Genomic DNA, 10329 nt, shown 5'->3' on the forward strand with positions numbered 1-10329 from the left:
GGAACCGCTCTAGAGCATTTCACAGTCAAGTTGGATCAACTTGACGCCCGTGATAATGCGGCAAAATAAAGAATCTAGAGCGAGCACTGTGATCCAATCTGGACTTAAACCGCTCTAGCGCAGAAGTTAAACAGTCCTGCCAAATATTCTGAGGAGGAAATTATAATGAGCAGACTGATATTTGTGAACTTTCCCGTACGTGATCTCGATAAGTCGATCAGTTTCTATGAGGCAATCGGAGCGCGGAAGAATGATATGTTCTGCGATGAAACCGCAGCCTGCATGGTTTTATCGGACGTTATTCACGTCATGCTGATAACCCATGATAAATTCCGCCAGTTCACACCCAAAAACATTGCCGATGCACATACTGTCAGCGAGGTGCTGGTTTGTGTTTCAGCATCGGACAAGCAGGAGGTAGACCAGCTAATCAGCAAAGCTGCTTCTGCCGGTGGCAAGGCTGATCCGTCAGCTGTGCAGGATTATGGCTTTATGTATGGCCGCAGTTTTGAAGATCTGGACGGCCATATCTGGGAAGTGATGTGGATGGACATGGAAGCTGCAAAGCAGGCCATGGCAAAAGACTAAACTATTCCCTGTCCCGTTCTGATCGCAACATGAGCGTTTGAACAACGGGACAGAGCCTGAAAAACATGATGCGGTTCAGGATGTAATGTCAGCCGCATCATATTGGTAAAGCCAGTCCAGATCGCGCAGAAAATCTTCCGGTTTGCGTATTTTAAACAGCATGTTACGGCCAAGAGCCACAGGGCCGCTGGCGTGATAGGCAAAACGGTTGAGCTTGCCGCGGCGGGCAACTTTGGCAATGCGCGCCAGTCTTTGTTTTTCAAAGGCGGCGAGGGCTGCACTATGGTCGCTTTGCTCCGGTGAGAGATGTGCTGCGAGCGAGGCCGCATCTTCAATAGCCATTGCTGCACCCTGTGCCGCAAATGGTGTCATCGCATGAGAAGCATCGCCAAGCAGCACAAGGCGCTTATCAATCACCAGCTTTGGCTCCGGCATTTCAAACATCGGCCAGAATGTCCATTGCGGTGCGGCTTTGATGACATCGCTGACAGCCTGAGACCAGCCTGAAAAACTGCGGATCAGAGCGGCGCTGTCGCCTTTCATATCCCAGCTTGTGCCGATATCTTCACCATCGGTGATAGCAACAAAATTAAAGGCTTTACCGTTTTTAATCGGATAGGCAATCAAATGCGCGCCCTGACCAAGCCATGCAGAAACACTGAGTGTATCTTTGAGGCTATCAAGAAAACTCTGCGGCAGCTTTTCAGCGGGCAGGGTGGTGCGCCATGCAATATGATCTGTAAATCGGGCGCGGCTGTCATTTTGCGTAGCCGCATTATTTGCCACAAGTCCGGCACGCTGCGCTGACCACACACCGTCGCAACCAAGCAGCAACTGTCCGCTATAGTCGGTAATCTGATCGTTGAGATCAACGCGGATCGTTACCTTGTCTTCTGAAATGTGGTGGGACAGCACATTAGCGCCGAGATGCAAAGTAATCTGCGGATGCGCACGCACGGCCTTGAGCAGAACTGCCTGCAAATCCGCACGATGACAGGTAATATAAGGTGCATTCCAGCGTTGTTCTGCCTGGCTCCCAAGTTCCATACGGATAAGCGGTTGTGCTTTCACACCGTCCATCAGATAGAGCGCATCAGGGCTGACGGCATGGGGCAGCAGGTCTTCCATAATGCCCAGACGGGCAAGAAGCCGCGTGGCATTGGGTGCCAGCTGCAAACCGGCTCCGACTTCGGAAAGTGCCGGTGCCTTTTCCATCATCAGCACGGAAAAACCCCGCTCTGCCAGAGCCAGAGCCGTGGTCATACCGGCAAGTCCGGCACCGGAAATAAGAATACGCTGATTATTCTGGTTTTGCATGGTTGCCCTCACAGCCGTTGAGGCAGATGCCGGAAATATCTGAGCGAAAATTTTATCCCGCTCTTATCCTTGCACAACGGCATCTACAGAAACTGAAGCGTGTTGTCAGAGCAGTCTGAAAGAAAATAACAACTGCTCTGAAGGTGAAAAACGGGGCGCATTTTCACGGAGGCAGGCAGGATTATTCTGCAGCAGCAACCTGAGGATCGTTGAAGGTGCAGCCGGCAGGCACAGTCTGATCTGCGCTCAGGGATGCATCGTGACGATAAAGGGTCGAGCAATAAGGGCAGACAACTTCTTCCTCATCGCCCATATCGAGAAACACATGCGGATGGTCGAATGGCGGATTGGCGCCGACGCACATGAATTCTTTAACGCCGATGCTGATGGCATTGTGGCCGGCATCGTTCTGAAAATGAGGGATGATATGATCTGACATATGACGACTCCAGTGATGGTATCACCTTAAAGCATTTATGCTTTGAGCGGAATCACTCGCCACATCAATGCGGTAACAACAAAGCGTGAGAGAGACAGCAGGCGGAACCTTGATGCCGGCAGCGCTCGGACGCATAATTTGGCTCTGATGTATCGCGAATAATGCAGGAGCGGAAGTGTTTTTTATAGTTTCTGCTGTAATCTCCGCTTTGTTAAGAATTTGTCATACAGAATGCATAAACGAACCTTAACAGGAGCACTGTTCAGAGGATCGAATATCGTCCGGTCTTTCCGGTAATTTCTGAGTGCCGGCGATTTCAGAGGGATTGTTAACGTGTCGCATAAAAAAAATCATGGATCGGTTAAAGAGGCTGAACCTGTGGGTAATATGCCGGCATTAATGGCCAAGACAGATATTATTGCTGTTTCAGATATGTCTGCCGATGATGCTGTGCGGAACCTGTCTGAAAGTCCGGAGCGTTTTGTCAATCGTGAGTTTTCATGGTTGCAGTTCAATAAGCGCGTATTGGCAGAGGCTGTGAACAAACATCAGCCGCTGCTGGAGCGGTTGCGCTTCCTGTCGATTTCGGCGGCCAATCTTGATGAATTTTTCATGGTGCGTATTGCCGGTCTTGCAGGGCAGGTGCGGGCAGGTGTGGCCACACGTTCAGCCGATGGCCGTACACCGCAGGAGCAGCTTGATTTTGTGCTGGCAGAAGTTGCCACTTTGCAGGTTGCGCAGCAGGAAACGCTGCAAATGCTGCGTCAGGAACTGGCTCAGGAAAATATTGAGATCATCCGTTCTGACCGCCTGAAAAAACACGACAAGAAATGGCTTGAACATCATTTTCTGGATACGATCTTTCCGGTTCTCACACCTCTGTCGCTTGATCCGGCGCATCCGTTTCCGTTCATTCCGAATCTCGGCTTCTCGATGGCGCTGCAATTGTCGCGCATAACCGACAAGCACCCGATGGTGGCGCTGTTGCGCCTGCCGGTGGCACTCAGCCGTTTTGTGCAGATACCGTCCGAGGCGGGTATTTATCGCTTTATCACGCTTGAAGATGTGGTGAGTCTGTTTATTGAGCGTCTGTTTCCGGGCTATGAAGTGCGCGGTGCCGGTACATTCCGCATCATTCGTGACAGCGATATTGAAGTGGAAGAAGATGCCGAAGATCTGGTTCGTCATTTCGAAACCGCGCTGAAGCGTCGTCGTCGCGGACGGGTTATCAGTATTGAGTTCGACAGTGATATACCGGAAGCGCTGCGGGTGTTCATGACCATGGAGCTTGGTGTTTCCGAGAGCCGTGTGAGTATTCTTCCGGGTCTGCTGGCGCTGAATATGATTTCAGAAATTGTTGCTATTCCGCGCGATGATCTGAAATTCACCCCCTATAATCCGCGTTTTCCCGAGCGCATCCGTGAGCATGGCGGCGATTGTTTAGCGGCAATCCGCGAGAAGGATATTGTCGTTCATCATCCTTATGAGTCTTTTGATGTTGTGGTGCAGTTTCTGCGCCAAGCAGCACTTGATCCGAATGTGCTGGCCATCAAGCAGACGCTCTACCGCACTTCAAATAATTCGCCGATTGTGCGTGCGCTGATTGATGCGGCTGAGGCCGGCAAGTCGGTGACCGCGCTGGTGGAGCTGAAAGCACGCTTTGACGAGGAAGCGAATATCCGCTGGGCACGCGATCTGGAACGTGCGGGCGTGCAGGTGGTCTTCGGCTTTATCGAGCTGAAAACGCACGCGAAAATGTCGCTCGTCGTGCGCCGTGAGGATGAAAAACTGCGTTCTTATGTACATCTTGGCACGGGTAACTATCACCCGATCACCGCGAAGATTTACACCGACCTGTCTTTTTTCACTTCTGATGCCGATACGGCACGCGATGTGGCGCATATTTTCAATTTCATTACCGGTTATGCGCAACCGGCAGATGTTATGAAACTGGCTATCTCGCCTTTTACGTTGCGCCGCCGGATTCTGAAACATATTGAAAATGAGATTGAACATGCGAAAGCGGGTCGTCCGGCGGCGATCTGGATGAAAATGAATTCGCTGGTTGATCCGCAGATTATTGATGCGCTCTATAAAGCCAGCAGTGCAGGAGTGCAGATTGATCTGGTGGTCCGCGGCATTTGCTGTCTGCGTCCGCAGGTTCCGGGTCTGTCAGACAATATCCGCGCGAAGTCCATTGTTGGTCGTTTTCTTGAGCATTCACGTATTTTCTGTTTCGGTAACGGGCAGGATTTGCCGTCCAAAGAGGCAATTGTCTATATAAGCTCGGCAGATATGATGCCGCGAAACCTTGACCGCCGCGTGGAAACGCTGGTGCCTGTTACAAATGTGACCGTGCATCAACAGATTTTATCGCAGATTATGCTTGCAAATCTCTACGATAATCAACAAAGCTTTGAGGTACTTTCAGACGGAACCTCCAAGCGGATTAAACCCGTGGACGGGGAAGAAGCTTTTAACGCTCAGGAATATTTCATGACCAATCCCAGCCTGTCCGGTCGCGGCAAGTCTCTGAAATCGTCAGCACCGCGTTTGATTGCGCGTCACAACCGCGTTCGCGCAGAGCGAAACCGTAACGCATGACTTTGTCTCTGGCACAGGGCCGTTTGAAAGGTCTGGAACCGGTCGCAGTTATTGATATCGGTTCCAACTCCGTGCGTATGGTTATCTATGAAGGTATTGTGCGTTCTCCGACAATTTTCTTTAACGAGAAAATTCTGAGCGGTCTGGGTAAAGGACTGGCACAAACCGGACGTCTGAATGATAAATCGGTCGCCAGTGCGCTTGAGGCACTGCGGCGTTTTCGTGCACTTGCCAAGCAGGCCGGTGCAACAAAAATCTATACAATTGCCACAGCGGCTGCGCGTGAAGCGGAAAACGGGCCGGATTTCATTGCACGGGCGGAAGAAATTCTGGGTGAAAATATCCAGATTCTCTCTGGCCGCGAAGAGGCCTATTATTCGGCGCTTGGTATTATTTCCGGTTTTCATCATCCGGACGGTATCGCCGGTGACCTTGGTGGCGGCAGTCTCGAACTGGTTGATGTGCATGGCGATAATCCTGACAAGGCGATCGGCAGTGGCATTACATTGCCGCTTGGCGGTTTGCGCCTGCAGGATTTGTCCGGTGGAAAAATTACGGAAGCTGCGAAAATCACCCGCAAATATGTCGGCGATGTCGAGTTTCTGAAAGAGGGTAAAGGCCGCACATTCTATGCGGTGGGCGGTACATGGCGAAATCTTGCCAAGCTGCATATGAGTGCCAAACATTATCCGCTGCATGTCATGCATGGCTATGCGATGGATCCGGAAGATGCCTATCACTTCCTCTATCGTGTTGCGCGGTTTGATATTGATCATATGCGCGGCATTGAGGCCGTATCCAAAAACCGCCGTCAGCTGTTGTCCTATGGTGCGACAGTGCTGATGGAAGTTGTTAAACGCATGCAGCCGGCACAAATTGTATTCTCGGCAATGGGCGTGCGTGAAGGCTATCTGTTCTCCTTGCTCGCTAAAAAAGAGCAGAAACTCGATCCTCTGCTTTCCGCTGCTGAAGAGCAGGCGGTGCTGCGTTCGCGCTCCCCGCGTCATGCCCATGAGCTGGCGGACTGGACGGGCTATGCCTTTGAGCAACTCGGCTATGACGAGACCGAGGATGAATATCGTTATCGCCGTGCGGCCTGTCTGCTGGCCGATATCAGCTGGCGTGCACATCCCGATTATCGCGGCCCGCAGGCGCTGAATATTATTGCCCATGGCTCGTTCATCGGGATTGATCATCCGGGGCGCGCTTATATGGCGCTGGCCAATTATTATCGCCATGAAGGCGTGATGGATGATGATGCCGCGCCGGAGATTATCCGTATTGCAACGCCGCGTCTGCGCGAGCGGGCGCGGGTTCTGGGTGCATTGCTGCGTGTGGTTTATTTGTTCTCTGCCTCAATGCCTGGCGTAATCCCGCAGCTTAAATGGCGGCAGGAAGGCGATGTTCTGGCGCTGGTGGTGCCAGAGGCCTATCGTGATCTGGTATCAGAGCGACTGGATAACCGGCTGAATGTTCTGGCTAAGGTAACCGGCAAGGCGCTTCGTTTTGCGGTTGAATGAAGCTAAAATATTGCATTGCAGCATGAAATAATAAAAAGCCGGATCATCAAGTCCGGCTTTTTTTACATTGTTTTGTTGAATGTATAGCGACCTTGCAGCAATCCGCTTGGAAAAGCCTGATGGCTGGTGAGTTTCCATTGGTTCATGGACATATCACCTTCAAACAGTCGCACACCTTTGCCGATTGTGGCCGGTACCCAGCTTAGAGTCAGTTCATCAACCAGCTGCTGCTGCAGACCTTGGCGCACAACATTGCCGCCATCAAGATAAATATGCTGGAGACCGCGCGCGAACAGCTCCGGCAGCAGATCGCTGAGTGTGCCGTTGAAGCTGGTTTCGCCATAAAGCGGGGTGAGTGGGCGGCTGGTCAGTACAACAACCTGCTTGCCCTCATAAGGCCAGAAGCCGAATGTCAGTACTGTGTCATAGGTATTGCGCCCCATAACCAGCACATCAATATCAGCCATCAAGGCATTATAGCCAGTATCTTCAGGCGGATCCGTTTCGACCACGGACAGCCACGACAGATCATTGTCCGGACCGGCAATATACCCGTCCAGACTGATGCCCAGAAAAACGCTGACTTTGATCTTGTCGCTCATGCTCAATCCAGCGGAACTGCTTTGATCTTGCGATTTTCAAACTTGATGCCGATTTTGCCTTCAATCATTTGCAGGGCTTTTTCACCGAAAAGCTCACGACGCCAGCCCTTCAGAGCCGGTACATCCGCTGCATTACCCTTGGCAGCAATCTGATCAATATCATCGGAAGAGGCGACAACTTTCGGTGCTACACCGTGATCTTCGGTGATGATCTTAAGCAGCAGTTTCAGCACGTCAGAGGCCGCACCGGTACCTTCCGGCGCATTATATTGCTTCGGCAGGCGTGGCATATCCTCTTTCGGAATGCTCAGGGCTTCATTGATCGCTTCAACCAAACCTTGCGCATGAGAGGAGCGCTCCCAGCCTTTCGGAATAGTGCGCAGACGCGACAGCGCTTCCGCATCGCGCGGCTGCTGCTGGGCGATTTCCTGAATCGTATCGTCTTTGATTACACGTCCACGCGGAACATTGCGTTCACGTGCTGCACGTTCACGCCATGCCGCAACCTTCTGCATGACTGCCAGTTCGGCAGGCTTACGCAGACGGATTTTCAGACGCTTCCACGCATCGTCAGGATGCATGTCATAGGTCTCGCGGGCGGTAAGAATGCGGATTTCTTCGCTCACCCAGTCATTGCGGCCTTCTTTGGTCAGGCGATCCTGCAAATAGAGATAGACATCGCGCAGATGGGTCACATCGGCCAGTGCGTAATCCAGCTGTTTGTCGCTCAGCGGACGGCGGCGCCAGTCGGTAAAGCGGGATGACTTGTCCAGATTTACGCCGGTGATACGGGCAACCAGCTGGTCATAGGAAATGGCATCACCAAAACCGCAAACCATCGCCGCGACCTGTGTATCAAATACCGGCTCAGGGATCAGATTTCCGAGGTGGAAAACGATTTCGATATCCTGTCGCGCTGCGTGAAACACTTTGACGACAGATTTATCCGCCATTAGGGCGAAGAAAGAGCTGAGATCAATGCCCGGTGCCAGTGCATCCACCAACGCCGTTGTGTCCGGCGATGCCATCTGGATCAGGCAAAGTTCCGGCCAGAAAGTGGTTTCACGAATGAATTCGGTATCCACAGTGACAAAATCAGATTTTGAAAGCTGTGAAACGGCCTGTTCAAGACCCTGTGTTGTCGTAATGAGTTCCATGATTTTTCTATAAACAATCGCAATAGCTTTGTCGCGGGGGCGTAAGCTTAAAAATCACATATGTTGTGACTTTACTGCAATTCTAAAGGGGCTGCTGTCTGTTGCTCACGGACAAGAGCGGTTATAGAACATTCAAAATGAATCAATTTGGCTGTAGAAGTGTCTGACACTTGACTTTTTGCGGCCAAAATGCGCTTGTCCGACAACATAAAAATCAGATTTTCATCTGCGATTTTACGTTTCTTACCACTCTTCTGAAGGCAGAAAACATGCATCGTTACCGCAGCCATACCTGCGAAGCCCTCCGCAAGTCGGATGTCGGCCAGACAGTTCGTCTTTCCGGCTGGGTTCATCGTGTCCGCGATCACGGCGGTATTCTCTTTATCGATATTCGCGACCACTATGGTTTGACCCAGATCGTTGCTGATCCGGAAAGCCCGGCATTTAAAGTTGCTGAAACCGTTCGCGGTGAATGGGTGATCCGCGTTGACGGTGAAGTAACCGCCCGTGCTGATGAGGCTGTAAATCCGAATTTGCCTACCGGTGAAATCGAAATCGTTGCCAAAGAGATCGAAGTTCTGGCCGCTGCCAAAGAACTGCCTCTGCCGGTTTTCGGTGAGCCGGATTATCCGGAAGATATCCGTCTGAAATACCGCTTCCTCGATCTGCGCCGCGACACGCTGCACAAAAATATTATGAAGCGCACCAAGATTATTTCTTCGATGCGCCGTCATATGAACGAGATCGGCTTCAACGAATTCACTACACCGATCCTGACCGCTTCTTCGCCTGAAGGCGCGCGCGACTTCCTCGTGCCGAGCCGTATTCACGAAGGTCAGTTCTATGCGCTGCCACAGGCACCGCAGCAGTATAAGCAGCTGCTGATGGTGGCCGGTTTCGACCGCTATTTCCAGATTGCACCTTGCTTCCGCGATGAAGATCCGCGTGCAGATCGTCTGCCGGGCGAATTCTACCAGCTCGACCTCGAAATGAGCTTTGTCACTCAGGAAGAAGTCTGGGAGACAATGGAACCGGTTATGCGTGGCATTTTCGAAGAATTTGCTGAAGGCAAACCGGTAACCCAGCAGTTCCGTCGTATCGCTTATGATGATGCGATCCGCACCTATGGTTCGGATAAGCCTGATCTGCGTAACCCGATTGAAATGCAGGCCGTGACCGGTCACTTTGCCGGTTCCGGTTTCAAAGTATTCGCAAACATGATCGCGAATGATCCTAAGGTTGAAGTATGGGCTATCCCTGCGAAGACCGGTGGTTCGCGCGCTTTCTGTGACCGCATGAACTCATGGGCGCAGGGTGAAGGTCAGCCGGGTCTCGGCTATATCTTCTGGCGTAAAGAAGGCGACAAGCTTGAAGGCGCAGGCCCGATTGCCAAGAATATCGGTGAAGAACGCGTTGAAGCGATCCGTACCCAGATGGGTCTGGAAGATGGCGATGCCTGTTTCTTCGTGGCTGGTCTGCCGTCGAAATTCTACAAATTTGCCGGTGATGCCCGTAACCGTGCCGGTGATGAGCTGAACCTCACCGACCGTGATCGTTTTGAACTGGCCTGGATCATCGACTTCCCGTTCTATGAGTGGGACGAAGACAATAAGAAGCTCGACTTCGCGCATAACCCGTTCTCCATGCCGCAGGGTGGTCTGGAAGCACTGGAAACGCAGGATCCGTTGTCGCTCAAAGCCTATCAGTACGATCTGGTTTGTAACGGTTTTGAAATCGCATCCGGTTCGATCCGTAACCAGCTGCCGGAAGTTATGGTCAAAGCCTTTGAACTGGTTGGCCTGAGCCAGCAGGATGTGGAAGATCGCTTCGGCGGCCTCTATCGTGCATTCCAGTATGGCGCACCTCCGCATGGTGGTATGGCTGCCGGTATCGACCGTGTGGTTATGCTGCTCGTTGGTGCGAAAAATCTGCGCGATATCTCGCTGTTCCCGATGAACCAGCAGGCTGTTGATCTGCTGATGGGCGCACCGGCAGAAGTTACACCGGCTCAGTTGCGTGATCTGCATATCCGCGTGAACCCGATCAAAAAAGACTGATCTTCTAGCAGGGTTAAATATTAAAAACGCCGCGTCTTAACGGAC

At 51.9% G+C, this 10329-nt stretch carries 9 protein-coding genes; 4 read left to right on the forward strand and 5 right to left on the reverse strand.

Annotated features, from left to right (window positions below; genetic code table 11):
• Positions 1 to 165: 165 nt before the first annotated feature.
• A complete protein-coding gene (locus A918_RS0107490; RefSeq protein WP_022710462.1) occupies positions 166 to 588 on the forward strand; it encodes a VOC family protein in 423 nt (140 codons plus the stop codon).
• Between the two features lie 75 nt (positions 589 to 663).
• On the opposite strand, the gene A918_RS0107495 is transcribed toward A918_RS0107490, so the two are convergent.
• Together A918_RS0107495 and A918_RS0107500 are read right to left on the reverse strand one after the other, a co-directional pair.
• Positions 664 to 1905, reverse strand: a complete 1242-nt coding sequence (locus A918_RS0107495) for an FAD-dependent monooxygenase (protein ID WP_022710463.1) — start codon at positions 1903 to 1905, stop codon at positions 664 to 666.
• A gap of 181 nt (positions 1906 to 2086) precedes the next feature.
• The gene (locus A918_RS0107500; RefSeq protein ID WP_022710464.1) at positions 2087 to 2344 is read right to left on the reverse strand and encodes a zinc-finger domain-containing protein; all 258 of its coding nucleotides are present in this window, start codon (positions 2342 to 2344) and stop codon (positions 2087 to 2089) included.
• Positions 2345 to 2743: 399 nt separating this feature from the next.
• Between A918_RS0107500 and A918_RS0107505 the strand changes: the two genes are divergently transcribed.
• Positions 2744 to 4948, forward strand: a complete 2205-nt coding sequence (locus A918_RS0107505; protein WP_170265212.1) for an RNA degradosome polyphosphate kinase — start codon at positions 2744 to 2746, stop codon at positions 4946 to 4948.
• Positions 4945 to 6468, forward strand: a complete 1524-nt coding sequence (gene ppx, locus A918_RS0107510) for an exopolyphosphatase (RefSeq protein ID WP_022710466.1) — start codon at positions 4945 to 4947, stop codon at positions 6466 to 6468. Before A918_RS0107505 ends, ppx begins: the two co-directional genes overlap by 4 nt.
• Positions 6469 to 6530: 62 nt before the next feature.
• Here the strand turns inward: ppx and A918_RS0107515 are convergent, their stop codons facing one another.
• The 3 genes from A918_RS0107515 to A918_RS0107525 all read right to left on the reverse strand — a co-directional run bounded on the left by A918_RS0107515 (position 6531) and on the right by A918_RS0107525 (position 8517).
• Positions 6531 to 7070 (reverse strand): dihydrofolate reductase family protein, encoded by a 540-nt coding sequence (locus tag A918_RS0107515; protein WP_022710467.1) that lies wholly within the window; start codon positions 7068 to 7070, stop codon positions 6531 to 6533.
• A 2-nt stretch (positions 7071 to 7072) separates the two neighbouring features.
• Entirely contained in the window at positions 7073 to 8227 is a 1155-nt protein-coding gene (rnd, locus tag A918_RS0107520; RefSeq protein ID WP_022710468.1) for a ribonuclease D, read from the reverse strand.
• A 71-nt stretch (positions 8228 to 8298) separates the two neighbouring features.
• Positions 8299 to 8517, reverse strand: a complete 219-nt coding sequence (locus A918_RS0107525; protein ID WP_156831407.1) for a hypothetical protein — start codon at positions 8515 to 8517, stop codon at positions 8299 to 8301.
• Here A918_RS0107525 and aspS point away from each other — a divergent pair.
• Positions 8497 to 10284, forward strand: coding sequence for an aspartate--tRNA ligase (aspS, locus tag A918_RS0107530; RefSeq protein ID WP_028233519.1), 1788 nt, complete (start codon positions 8497 to 8499; stop codon positions 10282 to 10284). The genes A918_RS0107525 and aspS overlap by 21 nt on opposite strands.
• Positions 10285 to 10329: the final 45 nt, after the last annotated feature.

The organism is Pseudochrobactrum sp. AO18b (genome assembly GCF_000409565.1).
Taxonomy (GTDB): domain Bacteria; phylum Pseudomonadota; class Alphaproteobacteria; order Rhizobiales; family Rhizobiaceae; genus Pseudochrobactrum; species Pseudochrobactrum saccharolyticum.

Excerpts from the sequence above, each read along its gene's own strand:
- A918_RS0107490 (WP_022710462.1), top strand. The coding sequence starts at position 166 with ATGAGCAGACTGATATTTGTGAACTTTCCCGTACGTGATCTCGATAAG.
- A918_RS0107495 (WP_022710463.1), bottom strand. The coding sequence starts at position 1,905 with ATGCAAAACCAGAATAATCAGCGTATTCTTATTTCCGGTGCCGGACTT.
- A918_RS0107500 (WP_022710464.1), bottom strand. The coding sequence starts at position 2,344 with ATGTCAGATCATATCATCCCTCATTTTCAGAACGATGCCGGCCACAAT.
- A918_RS0107505 (WP_170265212.1), top strand. The coding sequence starts at position 2,744 with ATGGCCAAGACAGATATTATTGCTGTTTCAGATATGTCTGCCGATGAT.
- ppx (WP_022710466.1), top strand. The coding sequence starts at position 4,945 with ATGACTTTGTCTCTGGCACAGGGCCGTTTGAAAGGTCTGGAACCGGTC.
- A918_RS0107515 (WP_022710467.1), bottom strand. The coding sequence starts at position 7,070 with ATGAGCGACAAGATCAAAGTCAGCGTTTTTCTGGGCATCAGTCTGGAC.
- rnd (WP_022710468.1), bottom strand. The coding sequence starts at position 8,227 with ATGGAACTCATTACGACAACACAGGGTCTTGAACAGGCCGTTTCACAG.
- aspS (WP_028233519.1), top strand. The coding sequence starts at position 8,497 with ATGCATCGTTACCGCAGCCATACCTGCGAAGCCCTCCGCAAGTCGGAT.
- A918_RS0107525 (WP_156831407.1), bottom strand. The coding sequence starts at position 8,517 with ATGGCTGCGGTAACGATGCATGTTTTCTGCCTTCAGAAGAGTGGTAAG.